This is a genomic window from Pseudothauera nasutitermitis, assembly GCF_004801295.1.
GTDB classification, from domain to species: Bacteria; Pseudomonadota; Gammaproteobacteria; order Burkholderiales; family Rhodocyclaceae; genus Pseudothauera; species Pseudothauera nasutitermitis.
The window spans coordinates 299,630-322,596 of sequence record NZ_SSOC01000002.1; the positions used below are offsets into that span (position 1 = coordinate 299,630).

Consider the following 22,967-nt stretch of genomic DNA (forward strand, 5'->3'; position numbering starts at 1 on the left):
GGAAAGGCGGCTCGGTCAGAGGAGGAGTTCGACGCGCAAGTGCAGCGGGTGCTCGCCGGCGGGCAGAACGTCCGGGCGCACGAGAGACTGGGCATAGGTCAGGCTGGCACGCAGGTGCTTGCCGCGTGCGCTCAGTTCGATGGCGCGGCCGCTGATGCGGCCGTGCTGGCCGGCAGGCTTGTTGTGGCGGTCGCGGGCGATGACGCCGACGTCCCACGCCAGGGTGACGCCGAACTCGCCCAGCACCGCGGGCAGCCAGGCCGCGGCGGCGGCGCCCAGCGCATCCGGGGCCACGGGCGTGCGCCAGCGCAGTTGGTTGCGCCAGTAGCCGCCGCTGTCGCCCGACAGGGACTGGTCCTGGAAGCCGCGCACCGAGCCGAGGCCGCCGATGCTGATGCGGCGCGGGCCGTAGAGCACGTCTTCGCTCTTCTGCGCGAAGACGAGGCTGTCGAAGGTGAAGGCCTGGCCCGCCAGCGCGAAGGGCTGCAGGAAGCTCGCGGTGAAGGTGTATTTGTCGTACTGCGCGTGCGGCTCGCCGGAGGCCGGGTGGCGGTCGGTCAGTCCGCCGAAGGCGCCGATGCCCCGCTGCCAGCCGAGGTCGAGGTTGACGAAGGCCGAACCGATGCGCCGGCCGTGGTTCAGGCCCAGCCCCGCTTCGGACAGGCGCGGGCTGCTGACTTTCAGCAGGCTGCCTTCGATGTAGTTGCGCGAGTCCACCTGGCCGATGGCGAAGTTCACCGCGGTCTTGCCGACGGCATCGCGGTGCAGCAGCCGCTCGGCGCGCAGTTCGTGGCTGCGGCTCTGGCCGGTGAGTGCGAAGGCGAAGCCGCTCGTCTCGTTGATGCTGCGGTAGTGACTCTGGCTGTAGGTATAGGAGAAGGTCCACCAGCCCCAGGGCAGGCCGTAGTGGAAAAAGCCGTTGTCGGAAGAAGGGTTCTTCCCGCCGTGCGTGTCGGCCCCGCCGCGCACCATGAGCTGGTCGGCCAGGCCGAGCGGGGAATCCAGCTCCAGGCCCACCGCCCATTGCTGCCGGCCGGTGCTGCGCTGGCCGTCGTTGTGCCGCGTGAAGGACAGGCGCCAGGGCTTCTCCGGCTGGTTGGCGATCACCGCGCGGCTCCCGCCGACGGCTTCGCCCGGGATCAGTTCAACGGTGGCACGGTTGGAAGGCAGGCGGTTCAACTGGTCCACCAGTTGTTCCAGTTCCCGCAGATTGAGCCGTTCTCCTTCTTGTCCGGGGAACGCCAGGTTCAGTTCGCGCACGCTCAGCCCGCTGTCCGGGCCGGGCTCGATGCGTTCCAGTTGTCCTTCGACGACGATGACTTCGAGCGTGCCGCTACTCAGATCCTGTTCGGCCAGGTAGGCCCGTGAGGTGACGTAGCCACGGTCGAGATACCAAGCAGTAATCCGCCGCAACAGTTCATTGAGATCGTCAACGGCAAGACAGCGACCTTCAAAGGGTTCCACGAGGCGGCGGCGCTCCTCTCCATCCAACAGCGTGGAGCCTTGCAGCTCGATCCGCTGGATATCAAAGCACTTCCCCGGTTCGGCGGGCTTCTCTGCGGGGGCAGGCATCACACCGGGCAATTCACGCAGTTCCTGCAGACGGCGCTGCTGTTCCTGCAGCAGGCGCTCCTGCCGCTCCCGGTTCAGATCGAGATCACCGGGAAGCAAGCTCTGCGCATGAAGGCTGGAGGCAAAGCCCGCGAGAGCGGCCATGGAAAGAAGCAGCGCCCATCGAACAGACCGATGAAAGCGGAAAACGCTGGCGGACAGGCGGTATGTAGAAAACACGATGGCAGGAAGCGGGCAGCGAACGGTGCGAACGCTGTCTTCCGGCAGGGCTCGCCAAGCGCTCGGTTTCAGGGAACGTCGATACGACCATGGCACATCACAGCTGGATAATGTATCCAACCGTAACAGGTATGTCAAAGCGATCTGTCAATGACATCCACGAAACCGGCCATCCCCAACTCCCTGCCACACCCGCACATCCGTGCCGCCAGCACGAAGCCCGCGCGCTCAGTTCCCCACAATCGCCCGCACGCGCTCGGACGTCGGCGGATGCGTCCTCAGATACGCGTTCCCCGCGCTTTTCGATGGATCCAGGCGTTGCAGGACGTCTGCCAGACGTCCGGGTTCGATGCCGTGTTCGCGCAGGGTACGCACGGCATGGCGGTCGGCTTCCACCTCGAAGGCGCGCGAATAGCCCAGTTCGGTGAGGATCAGCGGCAGCGCGGTCACCGCCGAGGATACCGACGACACGTCGCCGACCACCAGCGCGGCCAGCAGGCCCATGACCGAGGCCTGGATGGATCTGCGCATGGCATGGCGCTCCACGACGTGGCCGATTTCGTGCGCCAGTACGGCCACCAGTTCCTCGTCATGCTTGGCGAGCTTGACCAGCTGGTCGGTGAACACGATGGTGCCCGCCGGCAGGGCCATTGCGTTCGCGCCGATCGAATCCTGCGCGTCGCGGAACAGCACGCGATACGCAGCCTGTCCGTTTTCCGCCGCCACCAGGGGCGCGAAGGCCTCCAGCAGACGCGCCTGTTCGGCTTCCGGCAGCTTGCTCGGTTCCAGCATGTGGCGGTCGAGCAGTGCGAGCACGCTGCGGTCGGCGTACTCGTTGACCTCCAGCGGCAAGGCATGGGCGGCCACCTTCGCCAGTGCCGGAACGCCCCATTGCACGCTGCCCCAGACGAAGGCCACGGTGACCAGCAGGCCGATCAGCACGTAGCGCAGGCGCGATTCGAGCCGATGGGCGAGCAGCGCGCGCGCCGGGCGGTGGCGCGCCACCAGGGCATCGATGGTGTCGTTGTCGTCGCTCTCGAAGCTGGCGCCATCGGGCAGGCGCAGGTGGCGCGGGGTGTTGCCGACGCGCGAGGAGATGTTGACCTCGGCAAGCGGCACGGACTCGCGCAGCGCAGCGCCGTCCGTGCCCAGCAGGTGCAGGCGGCCATCCTCGACGAGCGCGACGGCCGTCTGGCGGCGCGAACTGCGCCCGTCGAGGTAACGCCCCTCGATCCGCATCAGAAGCCCAGGTCGACGTCGAACACGTCGCCGATTTCGCCGCCCAGCGCGGAGACGCCGTCACGCTGCGCAGAGACGAATTCGTCCAGGCTGCCCTCCGCCACCAGCCCGGTGTGCGCGGCCGCATAGCGGGCACTGCGCACGCGCGCCCAGGGGTAGAACAGCCCCAGGGTGAGCACCAGCCCCAGGGTGTTGGTGATCATCAGCAGCGCATACGAACCCAGCTGGTAGTTCGAACGCAGCGCGTGGCCGCCCAGGCGGGTGTGATTGAAGAACACGTTGGTCATCATCACGTTGAACAGGGCGAACAGGGTCAGATACATCGCCACGATGGCCACGGGCGTGAGTACCGGGAGCAGCCAGCCGAGCAGCGCCGCCAGCACCGCACCGCCGACGCTGACGCCGATCAGCGCGAGGAAGATCAGGTAGAAGCTCGCCGCCCTGGCGCCGTAGCCGAACAGCTGGGTGCCGTAGCGCGAACGCTCCACGACGAAGCGCTGCTGGCGATACAAGGCGTAGGGGAACAGCAGGCCGACGGTGAGCAGCGACAGCAGGGGCCACAGCAAGAAAACCTTGTAGGCCTCCCCCAGGCTGCCGTCGAAGCCGAAGCGCACGCCGCGCCATGCCGAATAGTGGCTGCGGAAGGCCATGGCGCGCACCATGATCCACGGCAGGATCAGGAAGAAGACCAGCATCATGGCGATGGCCAGCGGCGGCATGAACCGGTCGGCGAGCATGTAGAGAATCAGCATGCCGAAGGCGATCAGCCGCCCCTTGAGGATCTGCAGCGGCTCGGCCAGGTATTCGAAGCTGGAGCCGTCGAGCCGGGTATTGCCGTAGAAATAGCGCAGCGTGCGCACCTTGGCCCAGGCCGAATAGACGCTCAGGGTCAGGATGGTCAGCAGGATGTTGACGATCCAGATGCGGAAGAACTCGCCGCCGCGCCCGGTGAACTCGAACGGCAGATCGACGCGCGCGCCATCGGCGGCCGCACCCGGCGCGGCCGTCACGGTCCCGGCGGGCGGCACGTGGCCGGCATCGGCGCTGGGCTCGGCAACGAGCGCGAGCGGCGCGGGGGCACCCGCTTCCACGCCCGCGGCGGGCGCCGCTGCGGCCGCATCCGGCGCATGCAGGCTCACCGCCATGCCGATCCCGCTGAGCTGTTTGATGTAGGCCTGCGCCGATTGTTCGCTGAGATTGCGCTTGAGCACCACGCGCGGATGGCCGAAGATCTTCTCGACATCCTCCACGCTCAGGCCGAACAGCTCGCCAAAACGCTCCATGACCTGTTCGCGCTCGAACCCCGCAAGAATGCCGCCCTGGAACACCAGGGCATAGGCTGCATTGGACATTGCACCTCCGGAATAAAGAAAAACGTCCGCTCGAGAGCGGACAACGCAATGCCGTGAAGCGCCCGAAGTAAACCACTCGCGGGGTGGCTGGCATGACGTGATGGTATCATGCGGATTCAGTATCCCGCCAGCAATGGCGCCGCTTTCCGCCCCCGACCCGGAGTCATGCCGCATGCCCCCGCCCTCGCCCGCCGCCGCCACTTCGAACGCTCCCGCGCCGCCGCTGCCGGATTATCTGGTCGATACCTACCATTGGGCATACCTGAACCGCCGCCTGCTGCCGTGGCTGGACCGCCAGGCCGTGGTCAATGCCATCCTGTGGGGCAATGCCGACCAGTTGATCCGCGCTGCCTGTGCGGAGTTCGAGCCAGGTCAGCGGATTCTGCAGGCGGCCTGCGTGTATGGCGTCTTTTCCCCCGTGCTGGCCCGCCGTCTCGGCCCGGGCGGCCGGCTGGAGGTGGTGGATGTATCGCGCCTGCAGGTGGCCAACGCGCGCCGCAAGCTGCGCGGCCTTCCACAGGCCCGCGTGCGGCGGGCGGATCTGGTCCGTCCGCTCGGCACCACCCACGATGGCGTGCTGGCCTTCTTCCTGCTGCACGAGGTACCGCCCGGACAGCGCCGCGCCATCGTCGACAACCTGCTCGCGGCGGTCGAGCCCGGCGGCAAGGCGGTATTCGTCGATTACCACCGCCCGGCGCGCTGGCACCCGCTGGGGCCGTTGATGCATCTGGTGTTCCGCCTGTTCGAACCTTACGCGCCTTCGCTGCTCGACCAGGCCATCCACGAATTGTCCCCGCGCGCCGAAGCGTTCACCTGGAGCCGGCGCACCTGCTTCGGCGGGCTCTACCAGGTGGTGGTCGCCCGGCATCGCGGCACGAAGGCGAACCAGGACGGCGGAGAACGGTCGAACGGCCATTCACCGGAGAGCACCAATGCGCCATCTGTTCATCCTGCCGCTGCTCCTGCTGCTCGCCTCCCTGCCTGCGTCCGCTGAGCCCGGCGGCCCCGCCGCGCTGTTCGACCATACGATGCGCCGGCTGCACTCGCCGGAAACCGTCGATCTGCGCGCGAGCTATGCCGGCCAGCCGCTGCTGATCGTCAATACCGCCAGCCACTGCGGCTTCACCGACCAGTTCGGCGATCTCGAAACCATTCACCAGACCTATCGCGAACGCGGCCTCAAGGTGATCGGCTTTCCGTCCAACGACTTCCGCCAGGAGGCCGACGACGAGGCCGACACCGCGCGCGTGTGCTTCGTCAATTTCGGCGTGAGCTTCGACATGTTCGCGCCCATTCACGTGCGCGGCGACGACGCGCACCCGATCTTCCGCGAGCTCGCCCGCCAATCCAGCGCGCCGCGCTGGAATTTCCACAAGTACGTGGTCGACCGCGAAGGCCGCGTGGTGGGTGCCTTCCCGGCGCGTACCAGCCCGACCTCGCGCGAGGTCCGCGAAGCCATCGAAAGCGTGCTGTAGCGGCAGCCGCGTCAAACGCCCCGCGCAGGCGGGCCGCCCGCCTGCTGGTGTTCCAGCAGCACCGCGAAGGCCCCCGCCGGCATCGGCCGGTGAAACAGATAGCCCTGCAGCAGATCGCAGCCCAGATCACGCAGGAAGGCGTGCTGCGCGCGGGTTTCCACGCCCTCGGCGACCAGTTCCAGGCGCAGGCTGTGCGCCAGCCCGACGGTGGCCGCGCAGATGCTCGCATCGTTGGGATCGTGCTCGATATCACGCACGAAGGTCTGGTCCAGCTTCAAGCGGTCGAGCGGGAACAGTTTCAGATAGGCCAGCGACGAATAGCCGGTGCCGAAATCGTCGATCGCCAGCGACACGCCTAGGGCCTTCAGGGCCCGCAGGTTGGCAATGGTGGTTTCCGGCCGCTGCATGGCCACGCTTTCGGTGACCTCCAGTTCGAGCAGCGCCGGATCGATGCGCTGGCGCGACAGCACCCGCTCCACCAGCACCGGAAGCTCCGGGTCGCGCAGCTGGCGCGCGGACAGATTGATCGCCAGCCGCACGGGCTCCAGTCCGGCGCTCCGCCATTCGGCCAACTGCTCGCAGGCCGATTGCAGCACCCACAGGCCGATGTCGGCCACCAGTCCGCTTTCCTCGGCCACGGGAATGAAGGCTGCCGGCGAAACCAGCTCGCCACTCTCGCGCTGCCAGCGGATCAGCGCCTCGGCGGCGACGATGCGCTGCCCGGCCGGGTCCATCTGTGGCTGGAAGTGCAGGCGGAACTCGTGGCGGTCGAGCGCCTGGCGCAGTTCGGTTTCGATCTGCAGGCGGCGCGCCACCGCCTCGTTCATCACCGCTTCGAAGAAGCGGAAGCCCGCCCTGCCCTGCGCCTTGGCCTGATACATGGCGATGTCCGCATGGCGCATCAGCGCGCCGGCGTCCTGGCCGTCGTCGGGGAACAGGCAGATGCCGATGGACGCCGACAGGCGCAGCTCGAACCCCTGTACGCGCGCCGGCCGGCACGCGCAATCGAGCAGCTTCTGCGCGACCTGGGCGGCATCCTGCACGTGGGCCAGCTCGCCGAGCACCACGACGAATTCGTCGCCCCCCAGGCGGGCGACCAAGTCGCCCTCGCTCAGGCAGCCGGAAAAGCGGTCGGCGACGATGCGCAGCAATTCGTCCCCGCTGGCATGGCCGAAGCTGTCATTGACCGTCTTGAAACGGTCCAGATCGATGAACATCAGCGCCATCCGCCCGCCCTGCCGCCGGGCATGGCCGATGGCCTGCGCCAGACGCGCTTCCAGTCCGTAACGGTTGGACAGGCCGGTCAGCGGGTCGTACAGCGTGGCACGCTCCAGCGCGTGCTGGGCCTTGGCCAGGCGGCTGACGGCCTCCACCATCTCGCCCATTTCCTCGCTGTGCACCTCGGGCAGGCGCCCGGCCAGATCCTCGCCGCGCCGCCAGCCCGCCAGCGCGTCGGCGATGCGCAGCAGTGGCGTGAACAGATGGCAGCGCATCGCCACCAGCAGGATGGCGCCCAGCGCAGCGGCGGCCAGTGCGCCGGCCAGCGTGGCCGCGAGCACCATGCGCGCCCCGCGCGAGATCTCCTCGGCGGCGGTGGCCACTTCGCGCACCATGCCGGCCGCCACGTCGTCCGCCACTGCCTGCATCACCACGCGCGATTGCAGCCAGTACGCCTCGCGGCGCGCCGCCAGGGCGGCGCGCGCCTCTGGTGGGCCGCTGCCCTCCTGCTCGCGCAGGCGCAGCAGATGACTGGCCACCTCGAAGCCATCCACGCCGTCGCCGTTGCCCGCGCCGAGTGCGCCGACCGAAGGATGCAGCGCCAGCGCCTGCATGGTGAGGCCGATGTCGCGCCAGCGTCCGGAAACGGCTTCGGCCTGGAACTGATCGCCCAGGGCGATCATGCGCTCCAGGTTGCCCACCGCGCGCAGCCCTTCCATGCGCTGCGCGCTGGTATCGGCCCCGCCCCGTTCGGCCAGGCGCAGCGCGGAATGCGTCACCGTGGCGACCACCGCCACGCCGAGCAGCAGCGCCAGCACGCAGCCCAGCGCCAGCCAGAACGACAGCCGGCGCAACGAGATCCGGTAGCCTGGTCGGGGTACCGTTTCGTCACCCATGGCGGCGGCGGATCACAGGATGCTGAACGGGAAGTAGTGGCGTGCGGCGCGCTCGTGCTCGCCGTTGGCGATCAGCCGGCGCAGCGCGCGATCCACCGCGGCACGCAGCTCCGGCGCGTCCGGGCGCACGATCATATGCACCGGCCCGCCCAGCCCGGCCTCGCCCAGCGGCGCCCCCAGAAAGGCCAGGCCGTGCCCGCGCTCGCCCTGCATGAAGGGCAGCACCTGCATGGTCGGCAGCAGGGCGGCCGGGCATGCGCCGCTGCCCAGGCCGTCCAGCACATCCTGGTTGGACGGCAGCGCGCGCACCGTTTCGGCAGAAGCGCCGGCCCGTGCGAGCAGATAGCTCCATTGCGCGGAGCCGTCGATGGCGCACACGGTGGTGTCCGCCAGCAAGGATGCCAGCGGCTCCACCCGGATGCCCTGCCGGCCGACGAACACCGAGGTGGAGCGCCAGTACGGCACGGTGAAGGCCACCTGGCGCTCGCGCTCCGGTGTGCGCAGGAAGTTCGCCACGCCGAGGTCGTAGCGCCCCGCCGCGACGGCCGGCACGATTTCCGGGAACGGCAGCACCTCCAGCTTGCAGGTGCGCCCGATCTCGGCGCATACCGCGCGTGCCATATCCACGTTGAAACCGACCATCTCCCCGCTTTCGGTGAGCAGCGAGAACGGCACCGAGCGCGGCGTGAGCACCACGCGCAGTTCGTCTCCGGCGAACGCCTGTACCGCCAGCGCGCCACTCAGCGCCAGCGCCCCCATCCATCTGCGCAGCATCCTCCCTCCCTCGCGCACCGCCTCCCATGCGGCGCGCCACGGCTTTTGTTCAAGCGCCCGGAGCCGGCTCCGGCAGCGGCCCCAGTGTGCCGTCCAGCATGCCGATCACGCACGGCCCCATTTCGCCGCGCGGCCGGAAGCGGTTGGCGCCCAGTTGCACCACCACGCCTTCGTGCAGCACGTTTTCGGCACACACCGTCGCCTGGCCGGACAGCTCCATCAGGTGATTCAAGGCGTTTTCCTCGTCGCGCAGGGTTTCCACTTCGGCGGACAGGCGGCTGGCCGTGGCGCAGGCGCGCTCGACCGTGTTCGGGTCCACCTTGGTGGGATTGCGGTCGGCGAAGATCAGGTACTTGCTGATGTCCAGCAACTGTTTTTCGCGCGCGTCGCGTTCGCGCGCCAGTTCGAGGATGCGGCGGCTGGTCGCCGGCGTGACGCCGACTTCCACATGGGTGGCGATGCGGTTGGGCGAACCGATCACCTTGCCGGTGATCGACAGCGCGGCCAGCACCCGCCCGCCGATGATGTGCCCGCGCCGCCGGTTGCCCACGCGGATGTGGTTGGCCGCCGACAGGTCGCACTGCATGGCCATGTCGTCGATGAAGATGCTGTCACCCGCTTCCACGCGCGCCTGCTGGGCATAGCCAGAGGTAAACGAGCCGGCGCAGCGGATGGTGCAGTCGGCCAGTTCGGTGCGCCCCAGACCGCCGAGCGCGCCGCCCTTGATGACCACGTTGCCGCCGGCCTCCAGGTGGCAGGGATCGGCCGTGCCGCCGATCTCGATGTCGCCGGTGGCGCGGATGCGCATGCCGGCGGCCACGTCGCCGCGCACCACCACGCTGCCGTCGAAATTGACGTTGCCGCTGGCCATGTTCACCGCCGGAATGACGTACACCGGCTCGACGGTCATGCCGCCGGCCACTTCCACCGGCTGTCCGGCGATTTCGGCGAGCAACTGGTCGGGGTTCTGCGGATCGGTGCGCGCGCCCTTCAGCGCCGGTGCGAAGGCAACCTCCTGCCCGTCCGGCGCCGGCAGTTCCCTGCCCAGCACGTCGACGCCCGCCACGCCGCGCCCGGCGGGCCTGCGCACCATCAGCGGCTGGTCGGCGCGCACGGTGACGATGTCGCCGAGATCACGGAAGTCGACCTGGCCGGTCTCGGTCAGGCGGGGCACGCGCGAGCGCACCTGGGCCACCAGGCTCTCCAGCCGTCCGTTCTCGCCGGGTACCGGAGCCCGTCCGCGCGCGATCACCACGCCCTGGGCCTGGCCCGCGGCGATGGCGCGGTTGATGTCGTCGAGCAGGATGCCCTCGGTGACGCCCTTTTCCGTCAGTTGGGCAAGCACGTCCGCCTTGGTCACCGGGCGGCCGCCCTGCGCGGGCACGATGGTCAGCATGGCCTGCAGGGCATCCGGCGAAAGGATGATCGACAGGCTGGCATCGACCCGCTCGGCGATCTTCAGCGCTTCGACCGCCTGCCCACTGTTGTAGATCGCCAGCAGGCTGGTCAGCGCCATCGGCACGTAGCGCAGGCGCGCATGGCCGTCCTCCGCCAGACGCGCGTTCAGCCAGGACTCGTCGATCGGCATGGCAGCCGGGTCGGGTTCGACGCGGGCGAACAGCACCCCGCTCTCCTCGTCGAGCGAGAACGTCAGCCCCAGCCCCTTGCCGACCGCCTCGGCAGGGTCGATTTCCGCTTCCATGCACGGTTCCATCTGTTCATCCGGCTCCATCGCTAACCTCGTACGGCGGCGAGGATTTCCTCGCGCTCCGCATGCGAGGCCTCCAACAGTTGCAGCACCGCCGCCGTCTCCAGCCCCAGCCCGGCGGCAGCGGCCGGTCCGCGCGGTACCACCCGGCCCAACAGGCCGTCGACGGGATTGGGCAGTTCGGACACCAGTTCGGCCAGGCGGACCACCTGGCGAAGATCGCGCGGCGGCCATTCTCCATCATAGGCCGGCGCGCCATCCACGCTGTCGAGAATCGATTCCGGCACGTCGAAGACTTCCAGCACGGCCACGCCCACCTTGTACTGGTAGGCATCGACGAAGGCGGCAAAGCGGTCGATCTGGCTTTCCATGGCCGGGTAGTCGGACGCGCGCGCGATCAGGAACAGGGGGCCGACATGCACCATCATGCCGGCCAGCAGCGCGGCCTCCGGGTTGGCCGCGCGGGTTTCGCGCGCGAGCGCGAAGCACCACGCCGCGACATCCACGGAACGCCGCCACAGCCCATGGGCCACGGTGCGCATGTTGGGCGAGCGATGGTCCCCGGCAAGCTGTTCCGAGGCCACCGCCAGCGCCAGCGCACGCAGCGCCGACAGGCCGATGCGGCCCACCGCGTCGCGCACGTCATCAACCCGTGCGCGGTACGGATTGAGCGCCACGGTATTGGCCATCTTCAGGGTCTTCGCGGCAAGCACCGGATCGGCGCGCAGCACGGCGGCGATCTGCTCAAGCGTGGTGTCGGGATCGTCGGCCAGGCGCTTGACGCGCAGCGATACCTCCATCGACACCGGAAAGTTCAGGCGACCCGCATCCAGTTCCGCAGCGATGCGGCCGGCAAAGGCCTTCGCCTGCTCGTCGAACTCATCCATGACGTCTCCTCGCACCGTTGGAACATATGCCCTTGCGGGGTCTTCTATGTCTTACGGCCGAGTGTAGCGCGCCCTGTGCGAAATGACGAATTGGAGTGGGCTGAAGCCGTCCACGACGGACCAGACCCGTATGGCATCAAACGAATCCAGGAGCCACGAAACAGCGCCCCACCTGCTCAGTTGCCCGGCTCCAGCCGCAGGATGCGTCCGTCGGTCTCATCGAGCAGGTACAGGAAGCCGTCCGGCCCCTGGCGCACGTCGCGGATGCGGTGGCCCAGTTCGCCGAGCAGACGCTCCTCGCCCACCACCTTCTCGCCGTCCAGGCTCAGGCGCACCAGCATGCTGCCGCGCAGCGCGCCGACGAACAGGCTGCCGCGCCAGGCCGGCAGCGCGTCGGCGGTGTAGAAGGCCATTCCCGACGGCGCGATCGAAGGCGTCCATTGCAGCAGCGGCGCTTCCACGTCGGCGCGCTCGCTGCCTTCGCCGATGCGCAGGCCGGTGACGTATTCACGCCCGTAGGTGATCACCGGCCAGCCGTAGTTGCGCCCGGCGCGGGTGACATTGACCTCGTCGCCGCCCTGCGGGCCATGCTCGTGCGTCCACAGCACCCCGGTTTCCGGATGCAGCGCCGCGCCCTGCACGTTGCGGTGGCCGTAGGACCAGATTTCCGCCAGCGCGCCAGCGCGCCCGACGAAGGGATTGTCTGCCGGCACGGCGCCGTCGGCGGCGATGCGCACCACCTTGCCGAGATGGCTGTCCAGATCCTGCGCGCGCTCGCGGTGGTTGAAACGGTCGCCCAGGGTGACGAACAGGCTGCCGTCGCGCGCGAACACCAGGCGCGAACCCCAGTGATGCCCGCCGGAGGGATTGTCGCGCTGGGCGAAGATCCGCTTCACTTCCTCCAACTTGCCGCCCTGCGCATCGAGCACCGCGCGCGCGACCGCCGTGCGCGCACCGCGCGTGGTCGGTTCGGCATAGGAAAAATAGATCAGCCGGCTTTCCGCGAAGTCCGGACTCAGCACCACGTCGAGCAGGCCGCCCTGGGCGCGCGCATGCACATCCGGCACGCCGGCCAGCGCTGCGGACAGGGTGCCGTCGGGCGCGACCACGCGCATGCGGCCCGGGCGTTCGGTGACCAGCATGCGTCCATCAGGCAGGAAGGCCAGCGACCAGGGGAATTCCAGCCCCTTGGCGACCTCGACCACGCGCAGCGGCCCGGCCTGGCTGTGCACGGTGGAGACGGCGCGCTGGGCGGCGGCGCCGGCGGCGAACGCGAGCCCGCAGACGAGGACGAGCGCGGTACGCAAACGGCGCGCAGTGGACATGATGAACCTCATGGATGCAATGGCGATCAACCGGAATGACCACGGCCCGGGCGGCGAAGTTCAGCGCTCGCATGCGCAACGGCGCGGGGCGCGGCGCTTTCCGCTACCATCGCCCCTCTTTAGCGACTCCGCCGATGCTGCCCCAAGCTCCCTTTGCGCTGTTCGACGACAACCAGGACGATGCCGGCGATCTGCTGCTCGGCGGTCTGGTACGTACCTTGTCGTGCCGGCATGCCGGGGAATTGCCCGCGACGCTGGCGGCCATCGACGCGGCGCGCGCGCAGGGACACTGGGTCGCGCTGCTGGCGCGCTACGAACTCGGCTACGCGCTGGAGCCCCGCCTGGCGCCGCTGCTGCCGCCCAACCGCCAGGAAGCGCTGCTGACCGCCTGGGTATTCGCCCGCAGCGAGCGCCTGAACGCCGCGCAGACCGGGCGGAAGCTGGCGGAATCGCTCGCCGCGCTGCCTGCGCGCCAACGCATCGCCGGCCTGGCCGATCTGGCGCCGAACATCGACGAGACCCGCTACCTGGCCGACGTGCGGCGCATCCAGGAGTGGATCCGCGCCGGCGACTGCTACCAGGTCAACTACACCTTCGCCCTGCGCGGCCAGGCCTACGGCGCGCCGCTGGCACTGTACGACCGCCTGCGCCGCGCCCAGCCGGTGCGTTACGGCGCCTTCATCGCCGATGGCACACGCCACCTGCTGTCGCGCTCGCCCGAGCTGTTCCTCGAACGGCGCGGCGAGCGCCTGCGCTGCCGGCCGATGAAGGGCACCGCGCCGTGCAGCGCGGATCCCGCCACGCTGGCCGCCTCGGAAAAGAACCGTGCCGAGAACGTGATGATCGTCGACCTGATCCGCAACGATCTCGGCCGTCTGGCGCCGCCCGGTGGCGTGCGGGTGGAGGCGCTGTGCGACATCGAGGCCTACCCGAGCGTCTGGCAGATGGTGTCCACCGTGTCTGCCGCGCCGGTGCATGCCGGGCTGGGCGAGATCCTGCGCGCGCTGTTCCCCTGCGGCTCGATCACCGGCGCGCCGCGCATCCGTGCCATGGAGATCATCCACACGCTGGAAGCCGAAGCGCGCGGCGCCTATTGCGGCGCCATCGGCTGGCTGGCGCCGGATGGCGACCTGCGCCTCAACGTGGCCATCCGCACGCTGGAGATCGAGGCCGGCGGCAACGCCCGCATGGGCCTGGGCAGCGGCATCGTGGCCGATTCCGACCCGGCCGACGAATGGCGCGAATGCCTGCTCAAGGGGCGCTTCGTCCATCGCCAGCCGCCCGGTTACGCGCTGATCGAGACCCTGCGCTGCGAACCCCAGGCCGCGGCGCCCTATCCACTGCTCGAAATGCATCTGGACCGGCTGGAGCGCTCCGCCGCAGCACTCGGTTTTTCCTGCTCCAGGGCCGCCGCGCGCGCCGCCCTGCTGAATGCCGCCGAAGGGCTGCGCGGCCTCCACCGCGTACGCCTGGAGCTGACCCACGACGGCCGGATCGAGCTGCGCTGCACCGCGCTGGACGAACCGCCCGAAGTCGCCCGCCTGCAGTGCTCCCCCAGCACCATCGATTCCGCCGACGTGCTGCTGCGCCACAAGACCACCGCGCGCGAACCGTACGACCGCGAGCTGGCGCAGGCCGCCGCCACCGGCTGTTTCGACCTGCTCTACTTCAACGAACGCGGCGAACTCACCGAAGGCGCACGCAGCTGCGTGTTCGTCGAGTTCGGCGATGGCCTGCTGTACACCCCGCCGCTGTCCTGCGGGCTGCTGGACAGCGTATGGCGCCGGTACATGCTGGCCGGCGGCCGTGCCCGCGAACGCGTGCTGACCCGCGCCGATCTGAGGCGCGCCAGCCGTTTGTGGGTCGGCAATGCCTTGCGCGGCCTGCTTCCCGCGGTGCTCGAAGAATCCTGATCCGACCGAGTCACGAACGCCCTGTTTTAGGGCGTACCCTCCCCTTGATTTCACGCGTGGCGTGAAACCCCCACAAGTGATATGTTTTTGCCCGTTTTTCCATCGGGCCGGACACTCGTCGCATGAAAATCCGCAGCTTCATCCTTGCCACCTCGGTCGCCGTGGGCATCGTCTTCCTCGGCGGCAGCTGGTGGGCGATCAGTCGCGGCTTCGACGAGGCCTTCAGCGAACACGCGCGTAACCAAGCCGACGACGTCGCTGCGCTGACCTTCTCGGCGATGTACGAGATCATGAGCCGGGGGTGGACGCGCGAGGAAGCCGAGCGCTTCCTGGCCGGCATCCACCGCAATGCTGCAGACGGCGAGAGCGGCCGCCTGAAGGTGATGATCTTCCGCGCGCCCGCGGTGGTCGAACGCTACGGCGAGATCGACCAGCCCGACCCCGGCCGCCTCGCCCGCCACACCCTGGACACCGGCGAGGAAGCCGAATCCGCCGAGCTCGGCGTGTTCCGCCGCACCTTCCCGCTGAAGGCGGAAACCCGCTGTCTGGCCTGCCACGACAACGCGCAGGTCGGCGAGGTGCTGGGCGCCATCGAGGTCCGCCAGCCCTTCGAGCAGGTGCTGTGGAACGTGCGCTCCGGCTTCTACCTGAGCGCCCTGCCCAGCCTGCTGCTCGGCATGCTGGTGGCCATCGGCGCGGTATGGTGGGTGAGCCGGCGCATCGAGCGCAGCGTGGACGAGGTGGAGCGCAGCCTGGATTCGATCAACAGCTTCAGCGACCTGCGCCAGCTGTCGGTCAACAACGACCACCACACCTTCGCCGAATTCCACCACATGCACGGTTCCATCGTCGCGCTGGCCACCAAGCTGCGCTCGATCGCGGTGGACAAGGACATCCTGCTGTTCGAGATCGGCCTGCTGGAGAAATTCGTCATCACCTCCGAGGTCATCCGCGACTGGCGGGTCTACGTGGGCCGCCTGCTGGAGGACATCAACACCGTCATCGAGGCGCACGTGCTGTTCTCGGTGTTCCAGATCGACGACGAACTGTTCGACATCGAGATCTTCTGGTACGTGCGCCCGGACGACACCGCGCGCAGGCAGATCGAACAATCCATCCGCGAGGCGCTGCACGCCGACGAACGCTTCGGCGAGCCGGCCACCCTCAACATCCACCACCATGCGCCGGAAAGCACCCGCGTGCTCAGCCCCGACGAGCAGGACGCCATGGTGCTGCGCATCAAGTCCTTCTTCGTGGACCGCCCGCGCATCGGCAGCATCGTCGGCATCGGCGTGCAGTCCGACGCGCTCGCCGACCACACCCACAGCCTGGTGCTCGACAGCATCCTGTCCACGCTGCTCAACGTGGTCGGCTCCATCAAGGCCATCCACAAATACACGCGCGACCTGGAGTACTACGCCACCCGCGACCCGCTCACCGACCTGTACAACCAGCGCGTGTTCTGGGAACTGCTGGGCTACGAGATCGGCCGCAGCAACCGCCACGAGGCCAAATGCACGCTGCTGCTGCTCGACCTGGACAACTTCAAGCTGATCAACGACCACTACGGCCACGCCACCGGCGACCGCTTCCTGCAGCGCTTCGCCGAGGCGGTGGATAACTCCCTGCGCGGCGGAGACATCCTAGCGCGCTACGGCGGTGACGAATTCGTCATCGTGCTGCCGGAAACCGACATGGAACAGGGCTACGCCATCGCCCAGCGCGTGCTGGCGGCGGCCAAGTCGGTGGCCCTGGACGCCACGCCGGGCGGCGAGCAGATCCGCGGTTCGGTGTCCATCGGCCTGGCGGTGTATCCGGACCACGCGGCGGACGCCAAGGATCTGTTCCTGTTCGCCGACAACATGATGTACCGCGCCAAGGCGGAAGGTAAGGAGCGCGTCTCGCTGCCGTCCACCGAGGACGTCATGGCGGTGTTCCGCGACGTCTCCGAGATGGGCGTGGCAGTGCTCGCGGCGGTCAACGAACGCCGCGTCATTCCCTATTTCCAGCCCATCCTCGGGCTGGATGGCAACCGCCTGGCGGCGGTCGAGGTGCTCTCGCGCCTGGAGGTCAATGGCGAACTGATGCGCGCCGACCAGTTCATCGAGATCGCCGAGAAGATCGGCATCATCCACCGCCTCGACACCATCGTCATCGAAGCCGCGCTGGCCAAGATCAAGGACACCGACTTCGACGGCTACATCTTCTTCAACCTGTCGCCGCGCGCCCTGGTGCTGGCCGAATTCGCCCGCACCCTGCGCACCGTGGTGAAGGAATCGGGCATCTCGCCGGAACGCATCGTCTTCGAGATCACCGAGCGCGACACGGTGAAGAACCTGTCGCTGCTGGAACGCTTCATCACCGATCTGAAGTCCGAAGGCTTCGGCCTGGCCATCGACGATTTCGGCTCCGGCTTCTCGTCCTTCCACTACCTGCGTCGCTTCCCCTTCGATTTCCTGAAGATCGAGGGCGACTTCATCGCCAACATGCTCCACAGCGAGCGCGACCGCGTGTTCGTGCAGAGCATCACCTCGCTGGCGAAGGCGCTCAACATCAGGGTGGTGGCGGAATTCGTCGAATCTGCCGAGGTGCTCGAAGTCCTGCGCGAACTGAACATCGACTTCGCCCAGGGTTACTACATCGGCCGTCCCGAACGCGCCGTGGCGATCTCCGACGCGGTGCGCACAAGCTGAAACGCAGCGCGCCGGCCGGGAGCGGGCGCGCTGCGCTGGTGGATTTCAGGCATCCAGCCGCTGCAGCACGCAGTTGGCCGGGCACGGGCCGAGGTGATCGTCGCGCCCCACGCACAGGCAGAAGCTCTGCCCCATGCATTCCATGGGCTGCGCGGGCACATCCACGGCCTCGAAATCCTCGACGTGCACCACCTTCAGGAAACGCAGGGCGGCATCCAGACCCTTGAACACGGTGAGCCGCCCGTCGCCGGTGCACAGCCAGCGCTCGTCCATGGAAATCGCGTAGCAGCCGCCTGCCCTGTCGCTCAGCGCATGCACGCGCACCTTGCAATTCTGGCGGCGCCATTCCGGCGCCACCGCCAGTTCCAGCCAGGTCGCCACCTTGACTGCGGGGTGAACGGATTCCATGTCTCTCTCCTCTCGTGATACCGCCCGGACTGCGCCGGGGGCTCATGTTTTTGGTGCTGCATCTTTCATTATGAATACTGTCGGCACATTGGCAAGTTCCTCATGCATGCCTGCGACGCAGTTATACTCCGCGCCGCCATACCAACCGGAGGAAGACAGATGAAACTCGAAACGCTCGCCGTACACGGCGGCTATCAGCCCGACCCGACCACCAAGGCCGTGGCGGTGCCGATCTATCAGACCACCTCGTACGCGTTCGACGACACCCAGCACGGCGCGGACCTGTTCGACCTGAAGGTGCAGGGCAACATCTACACGCGCATCATGAATCCGACCACCGCAGTGCTGGAACAGCGCATCGCGGCGATGGAAGGCGGCGTGGGCGCGCTGGCGGTGGCCTCCGGCATGGCGGCGATCACCTACGCCATCCAGACCATCGCCGAGGCGGGCGACAACATCGTGTCCACCTCCACGCTGTACGGCGGCACCTACAACCTGTTTGCCCACACCTTCCCGCAACTGGGCATCGAGGTGCGCTTCGCCGACCACCGCGATCCGGACGCCTTCGCCGCGCTGATCGACGAGCGCACCAAGGCGGTGTTCTGCGAATCGGTGGGCAACCCGCTGGGCAACCTCACCGACCTGGAGCGCCTCGCCCAGGTGGCCCACGCCGCCGGCGTGCCGCTGATCGTCGACAACACCGTGCCCACGCCGATCCTGTGCCGTCCCTTCGAGCACGGCGCCGACATCGTCGTGCATGCGCTGACCAAGTACCTGGGCGGCCACGGCAACTCCATCGGCGGCATCATCGTGGATGCCGGCAAGTTCCCGTGGGCCGAGCACAAGGCGCGCTTCCGCCGCCTCAACGAACCGGACGTGTCCTACCACGGCGTGGTGTATACCGAGGCGCTCGGTGCGGCGGCCTACATCGCCCGCGCGCGCGTGGTGCCGCTGCGCAACACCGGCGCGGCGCTGTCGCCGTTCAACGCCTTCCTGATCCTGCAGGGCATCGAGACCGTGGCGCTGCGCATGGAACGCATCTGCGACAACACGCTGAAGGTGGCCGAGTACCTGCGCGGGCACGCCAAGGTGGAATGGGTGAATTACGCCGGGCTGGCCGACCACCCCGACCGCGCGCTGGCGGACAAGTACATGGGCGGGCGCGCCTCGGGCATCCTGTCCTTCGGCATCCGTGGCGGCGCCGAGGCCGGCGCGCGCTTCCAGGACGCCCTGAAGCTGGTCACCCGCCTGGTGAACATCGGCGACGCCAAGTCGCTCGCCTGCCATCCGGCCAGCACCACCCACCGCCAGCTTTCGCCGGAAGAACTCGCCAAGGCGGGGGTGTCGCCGGACATGGTGCGCCTGTCGATCGGCATCGAGCACATCGACGATCTGCTCGCCGATCTGGAACAGGCGCTGGCCGCCGCCTGATCCGCATCCGCGGCCACCGGCGTCCGGGACGCGGTGGCCGCGCTGCGCTGAAATCGGCTCAGCGCAGCGAGAAACGCGCGCAGCCCGTGCAGTCGTCGCCTTCCTTGGGTCCGACCCGGGGCGCGAGCACGAACACGCGCTCCGCCGCCACCCCGCCCTGCTCCACCAGCCAGGTGCGCGCCGCCTGGGCGCGCTGCTGGGCAAGGGTGTTCAGTTCGTCGGCGCTGATTTCCATGTGGGTCAGGATGGCTTCTTCCATCTGCTCCACCGGCACGTCGCGCACCATGCCGATCAGGTTGCGCTCCTTGGGGAAATCGCCATCCCGATACACCCGGCGCAGCAGTTCGGGATACTCGTCGGCACCCACGTCGATGTCGTCGAGCGACGGCGCTTCCTCGTTGCGCCGGATGCTTTCCTTGAGCTTCACCGCCTTCACCTGGCGCAGCATCTTCTCGCGCCGCAGGCCGTCCGGATCGCTGTCCGGATCGGCCACGCCGATGATCTCCAGACGCAGCGAAGGACGATCGGCCAGCGCTTCCGCGAGCGCCTTGGCGCGTTCCACGGCGGCCTCGTCGAGCGTGGCGCGGCCGGCCGCGTACGGCAGATTGGAGAGCTCCTCGCCGCCACCGCCGAAGGCCGAGCCGAGCAGCGCGAACGGCGCGGTGATGGCGCGGCCGAGCAGGTTCATGATGGCGCGGAACACCAGCCCGCCGATGCTGAACTGCGGATCGTCCAGCGTGCCGCTGACCGGCAGGTGGATGTCGATCTCGCCCCGGCGGTTCTGCAACAGCGCCACCGCCAGTTGCACCGGCGCCTTGATGGCATCCGGGCTGTCGGTGCGCGGCCCGAAGGTGAGCTGATCGAGGAAGATGCGGTTGGTGGCGCTCAGGCGGCGGTCCTCGATCTTGTAGCTCAGTTCCGCCGACAGCTTGCCCTTCTCGATGCCGTAGCCCACGTACTTGCCGGAATAGGCCGACACGCCGGTCAGTTCGAAATCCTTCACCGAGGCGGCGATGTCCAGATGGCGGTCCTGGCGGAACGGGTTCAGTTCGCCGCTGATGTTCACCGGCGCGCTGTTGTCCACCGTGCCGGCCAGTTCCAGCGTGGCCACCGTGGAGGGATCGGACGACAGGCCGCGCAGTTCGCCTTCCATGCCGGTCAGGTTGGCGTCGTAGTTCGGCCGGATGAAGCGGTCGCTGAACTCGATGTTGCCCTGCTTGAGCAGCACGCGGCCGATGGAGATCGGCGGCAGCGGCGCAGGAGGCGACACCTCGACCTCGGCAACCGGCGTGGGGGCCTGCCGCAGCGTGCCTTCCTCGACGGCGACGATCTCTTCGTCCCGCGCTTCGTCGCCCTCGCCCTGCGCGCCGAGGTCGCGCAGATTCAGGCGGCCATTCTCGTCGAGGATCAAGCGGGTTTGGAAATCGGTCAGCGCGATCTCGCGCACCGCCACCGACAGGGGCTCCAGCGCGACGTTGGCGCCGGCCACCCGCAGCGTGCGCCAGCGCACGAAATCGGTGGCATTGGCGCGGTCCACCGAGGCGAAGTTGGCCACGCCCAGGTCGCCCCGGAAGCGCCCCTTCCAGGCGCCGTCGCGCGCCTGTTCCAGGGACAGGCGGCCCGCCGTGGTCAGGTTGCCGCGCGAGATGGCGATGTTGGTCTGTTCCAGCACATAGGGCTGCAGCGGCAGCAGATCCACGCTGCGCAGGTCCAGCGTCAGGTCGGCGCGCAGCGGCTCCAGTCCCAGGCTGCCATTCACGCCCACGCGGCCGCGCTGGTTGATGCGTGCGCGCAGATCCACCTTGGCGTTGCTGCCGCGCGCGTTGCCCAGGCCCTCGGCGCTGAAGGCGATCTGATCGGCGTCGAGCACCACCAGCCTGCCCGCGCTGCGGTCTTCCAGGCGCACCCCGCTGTTGCCCACGCGCAGCTGTTCGAGCAGGAAGGACCACGGCTTGCCGGCATCCTGCGCGCCGCTGGAAGGCGGCATCAGGGCCAGCGCATCGAGCCGGCCTTGTGCATTGCGTTGCAGGGCCACGCGCAGGCCATCCACCGCCACCTCGCCGACCTTCACGCTGCGCTCGCCGGGCAGCACCTCGGCGGCGGCGATCTTCAGTTCGGCCAGCTGCGCGAGCGGCTGGGCACGGCCCTTGAGGCCGAGCGCCAGTTCGTGGGCGGCGAGGTTTTCCACGGTCACCGCCACGTCGGTCTGCTCGCCGGCCATGCGCAGGCGGTGGCGCACCACGCCATCGACGCGGCCGTCGCGCAGTTCGCCGGCGCCCAGCGCGCCCTGGTAATAGGGGGCGAAACGCGCCGGGCGCAACCCTTCCACGCTCACCGTGCCTTCCAGTTCGACGGGCGCCATGCGCAACTGCTGCTGGAATTCGAAGCGTTCTTCCGCGTCGGTATGGAAGTCCGCACGGATCTCGGCGATCAGGTCGCCGGCATTGGCCAGATCGCGCAGATCGAGGTTGATCGCCTGCAGTTCGGTCTTGAACGGTGCCGGGGTGCTGCGGTCCTCGAAGCGCAGCACGCCGTCGCGCACCCGCGCGGTGGATAGCAGGAAGTCGGCCGTCGAAGCCGGCGTGCTTTCCGCCGCGGCCGGCTTCGCCTTGCCGTTGGCGGATTTTCCGTTGCCGCCGCGCGCCTTGCCGTTGGCCGCCTTCTCCTGGGTGGCGGGCAGCAGGTGGGCAAGGTTCAGGCTGCCGTCGCGCAGGCGCACCAGATCGACCTCGGGCGCGTGCAGGCGCAGGCGGGTGAAATGCCACTTGCCGGCCAGGGGCTGCAGATCCGCCATCTCCACGGCGAATTCCTCGAAGGCCACCACCTGGCTGCCGGCCTGCAGATCGTCGACGCGCACGCCGGCCAGGCTGACCTCGCCGTTGAGGACGATGCGCGGCACCACGCCCGGCGGCTGCGAGAAGGACACGTCCACCCCGGTGCTGAGCGTGCCGCTGCGCAGCGCGAAGGCCGGCTCGAACGGCAGATAGGCCAGGTACGGAGCGATCTCCAGCTGGTCGAGGGCGATGTTGAAGCTGGTCTCGCGCTGTTCGGTGAAGGGCTTGCTGCGCCCCTTCAATTCCAGCGGATGGCCATTCACCTTGGCGGACAGCACCGGCTCCACGAAGGTATCGACGCGCACCGGCAGGTTGGAGAGGAAAGGCAGGCCGAGATTGATCTCGGCAAAATCGTGGCGCACGCCGGCCACGCGGTCGTCGAACACGACTCCGCCGCCCTGCACCTGGATGTTGCCCAGTGAGAAGCGCGCCTCGCCGCCCTCCTCCTCGTCCTCTTCCTTGCCGGCGGACAGTTCGGCCACGCGGTCGAACACGTCGCTCCAGTTGTAGCGCCCGCCTTCCTCGCGCACCACGCGCAGTTGCGGCGCCACCACGCGCAGTTCGTGCAGCACCGGGCCGCGCCGCAGCAGCGATTCGATTTCCAGGTTGGCGTACAGACGCTCCAGCGCGAACGCCGTCTCCCCGTCCGTGGCCTCCGGCACATGCAGGCCCTCGACGGTGAGCGCCAGCGTGAAGGGATTGAAGCGCACGGCATCGACCGTGACCTCGCGCCCGCTCAGCGCGCGCATCTGCTCCTCGCCGTAATGCCTCGCCAGCATTGGCAGGACGAGAAAACCGAACAGGGCGTAGGTCGCCGCCAGTGCGGCGGACCAGTTCAGCAGTTTGCGCGAGGGCCTCAGGCGCGCGGCCAGGGCAGCGGGCGACAGCATCGGTGACTCCAGGAGGAATGTTCAGCAGGTATTCTAGGGTCTGTTGGCATACGTTTCATGGGTCGCGCTCGGCCGAGTGGGCTTCCAGTGCAAGGCGCGGCGACGCGGATTGGGTGATTCCCAATCGAGGAGC

At 68.5% G+C, this 22,967-nt stretch carries 15 protein-coding genes; 5 read left to right on the plus strand and 10 right to left on the minus strand.

Annotated features, from left to right (window positions below; translation table 11 throughout):
• Positions 1-15: 15 nt before the first annotated feature.
• The 3 genes from E6C76_RS05490 to E6C76_RS05500 all read right to left on the minus strand — a co-directional run bounded on the left by E6C76_RS05490 (position 16) and on the right by E6C76_RS05500 (position 4,382).
• Entirely contained in the window at positions 16-1,716 is a 1,701-nt protein-coding gene (locus E6C76_RS05490) for a ShlB/FhaC/HecB family hemolysin secretion/activation protein (RefSeq protein WP_136347245.1), read from the minus strand.
• A 303-nt stretch (positions 1,717-2,019) separates the two neighbouring features.
• Positions 2,020-3,030: a M48 family metallopeptidase gene (locus tag E6C76_RS05495; protein ID WP_136347246.1), complete on the minus strand. Its 1,011-nt coding sequence runs from the start codon at positions 3,028-3,030 to the stop codon at positions 2,020-2,022.
• Positions 3,030-4,382, minus strand: a complete 1,353-nt coding sequence (locus E6C76_RS05500) for a YjgN family protein (protein WP_136347247.1) — start codon at positions 4,380-4,382, stop codon at positions 3,030-3,032. Before E6C76_RS05500 ends, E6C76_RS05495 begins: the two co-directional genes overlap by 1 nt.
• A gap of 172 nt (positions 4,383-4,554) precedes the next feature.
• Between E6C76_RS05500 and rquA the strand changes: the two genes are divergently transcribed.
• Together rquA and E6C76_RS05510 are read left to right on the plus strand one after the other, a co-directional pair.
• Complete coding sequence (rquA, locus tag E6C76_RS05505) at positions 4,555-5,376, plus strand: rhodoquinone biosynthesis methyltransferase RquA (protein ID WP_136347248.1); 822 nt, start codon at positions 4,555-4,557, stop codon at positions 5,374-5,376.
• A complete protein-coding gene (locus tag E6C76_RS05510) occupies positions 5,315-5,857 on the plus strand; it encodes a glutathione peroxidase (protein WP_136347249.1) in 543 nt (180 codons plus the stop codon). Before rquA ends, E6C76_RS05510 begins: the two co-directional genes overlap by 62 nt.
• Before the next feature lie 11 nt (positions 5,858-5,868).
• Here E6C76_RS05510 and E6C76_RS05515 read toward each other — a convergent pair whose 3' ends face one another.
• The 5 genes from E6C76_RS05515 to E6C76_RS05535 form a co-directional block, all read right to left on the minus strand.
• A complete protein-coding gene (locus E6C76_RS05515; RefSeq protein ID WP_136347250.1) occupies positions 5,869-7,971 on the minus strand; it encodes a putative bifunctional diguanylate cyclase/phosphodiesterase in 2,103 nt (700 codons plus the stop codon).
• Positions 7,972-7,983: 12 nt separating this feature from the next.
• The gene (locus E6C76_RS05520; protein ID WP_136347251.1) at positions 7,984-8,745 is read right to left on the minus strand and encodes a substrate-binding periplasmic protein; all 762 of its coding nucleotides are present in this window, start codon (positions 8,743-8,745) and stop codon (positions 7,984-7,986) included.
• 49 nt (positions 8,746-8,794) lie between these two features.
• On the minus strand, positions 8,795-10,447 hold the full coding sequence (locus tag E6C76_RS05525; protein WP_168734252.1) for a DUF342 domain-containing protein: 1,653 nt from the start codon (positions 10,445-10,447) through the stop codon (positions 8,795-8,797).
• 32 nt (positions 10,448-10,479) lie between these two features.
• Entirely contained in the window at positions 10,480-11,340 is an 861-nt protein-coding gene (locus tag E6C76_RS05530; protein WP_136347253.1) for an HDOD domain-containing protein, read from the minus strand.
• A 176-nt stretch (positions 11,341-11,516) separates the two neighbouring features.
• Positions 11,517-12,665, minus strand: coding sequence for a PQQ-dependent sugar dehydrogenase (locus tag E6C76_RS05535; protein ID WP_136347254.1), 1,149 nt, complete (start codon positions 12,663-12,665; stop codon positions 11,517-11,519).
• Positions 12,666-12,799: 134 nt separating this feature from the next.
• Here E6C76_RS05535 and pabB point away from each other — a divergent pair, with 134 nt between their 5' ends.
• Both pabB and E6C76_RS05545 read left to right on the plus strand, forming a co-directional pair.
• Entirely contained in the window at positions 12,800-14,578 is a 1,779-nt protein-coding gene (pabB, locus tag E6C76_RS05540; RefSeq protein ID WP_136347255.1) for an aminodeoxychorismate synthase component I, read from the plus strand.
• 122 nt (positions 14,579-14,700) lie between these two features.
• Entirely contained in the window at positions 14,701-17,271 is a 2,571-nt protein-coding gene (locus E6C76_RS05545; RefSeq protein WP_136347256.1) for a bifunctional diguanylate cyclase/phosphodiesterase, read from the plus strand.
• A gap of 45 nt (positions 17,272-17,316) precedes the next feature.
• Here the strand turns inward: E6C76_RS05545 and E6C76_RS05550 are convergent, their stop codons facing one another.
• Complete coding sequence (locus E6C76_RS05550) at positions 17,317-17,679, minus strand: hypothetical protein (RefSeq protein WP_136347257.1); 363 nt, start codon at positions 17,677-17,679, stop codon at positions 17,317-17,319.
• Between the two features lie 159 nt (positions 17,680-17,838).
• Here E6C76_RS05550 and E6C76_RS05555 point away from each other — a divergent pair, with 159 nt between their 5' ends.
• Positions 17,839-19,110 carry a bifunctional O-acetylhomoserine aminocarboxypropyltransferase/cysteine synthase gene (locus tag E6C76_RS05555; protein WP_136347258.1) on the plus strand — a complete coding sequence of 424 codons (1,272 nt, stop codon included), beginning with the start codon at positions 17,839-17,841 and terminating at the stop codon, positions 19,108-19,110.
• A gap of 58 nt (positions 19,111-19,168) precedes the next feature.
• Here the strand turns inward: E6C76_RS05555 and E6C76_RS05560 are convergent, their stop codons facing one another.
• A complete protein-coding gene (locus E6C76_RS05560; RefSeq protein ID WP_136347259.1) occupies positions 19,169-22,834 on the minus strand; it encodes a DUF748 domain-containing protein in 3,666 nt (1,221 codons plus the stop codon).
• Positions 22,835-22,967: the final 133 nt, after the last annotated feature.

Bases quoted from the DNA above. Each gene is read 5' to 3' on its own strand.
- E6C76_RS05495 (WP_136347246.1), bottom strand. From the start codon at position 3,030: ATGCGGATCGAGGGGCGTTACCTCGACGGGCGCAGTTCGCGCCGCCAG.
- E6C76_RS05530 (WP_136347253.1), bottom strand. From the start codon at position 11,340: ATGGATGAGTTCGACGAGCAGGCGAAGGCCTTTGCCGGCCGCATCGCT.
- E6C76_RS05535 (WP_136347254.1), bottom strand. From the start codon at position 12,665: ATGTCCACTGCGCGCCGTTTGCGTACCGCGCTCGTCCTCGTCTGCGGG.
- E6C76_RS05525 (WP_168734252.1), bottom strand. From the start codon at position 10,447: ATGGAAGCGGAAATCGACCCTGCCGAGGCGGTCGGCAAGGGGCTGGGG.
- E6C76_RS05520 (WP_136347251.1), bottom strand. From the start codon at position 8,745: ATGCTGCGCAGATGGATGGGGGCGCTGGCGCTGAGTGGCGCGCTGGCG.
- E6C76_RS05515 (WP_136347250.1), bottom strand. From the start codon at position 7,971: ATGGGTGACGAAACGGTACCCCGACCAGGCTACCGGATCTCGTTGCGC.
- E6C76_RS05560 (WP_136347259.1), bottom strand. From the start codon at position 22,834: ATGCTGTCGCCCGCTGCCCTGGCCGCGCGCCTGAGGCCCTCGCGCAAA.
- E6C76_RS05550 (WP_136347257.1), bottom strand. From the start codon at position 17,679: ATGGAATCCGTTCACCCCGCAGTCAAGGTGGCGACCTGGCTGGAACTG.
- E6C76_RS05555 (WP_136347258.1), top strand. From the start codon at position 17,839: ATGAAACTCGAAACGCTCGCCGTACACGGCGGCTATCAGCCCGACCCG.
- rquA (WP_136347248.1), top strand. From the start codon at position 4,555: ATGCCCCCGCCCTCGCCCGCCGCCGCCACTTCGAACGCTCCCGCGCCG.
- pabB (WP_136347255.1), top strand. From the start codon at position 12,800: ATGCTGCCCCAAGCTCCCTTTGCGCTGTTCGACGACAACCAGGACGAT.
- E6C76_RS05490 (WP_136347245.1), bottom strand. From the start codon at position 1,716: ATGGCCGCTCTCGCGGGCTTTGCCTCCAGCCTTCATGCGCAGAGCTTG.
- E6C76_RS05500 (WP_136347247.1), bottom strand. From the start codon at position 4,382: ATGTCCAATGCAGCCTATGCCCTGGTGTTCCAGGGCGGCATTCTTGCG.
- E6C76_RS05545 (WP_136347256.1), top strand. From the start codon at position 14,701: ATGAAAATCCGCAGCTTCATCCTTGCCACCTCGGTCGCCGTGGGCATC.
- E6C76_RS05510 (WP_136347249.1), top strand. From the start codon at position 5,315: ATGCGCCATCTGTTCATCCTGCCGCTGCTCCTGCTGCTCGCCTCCCTG.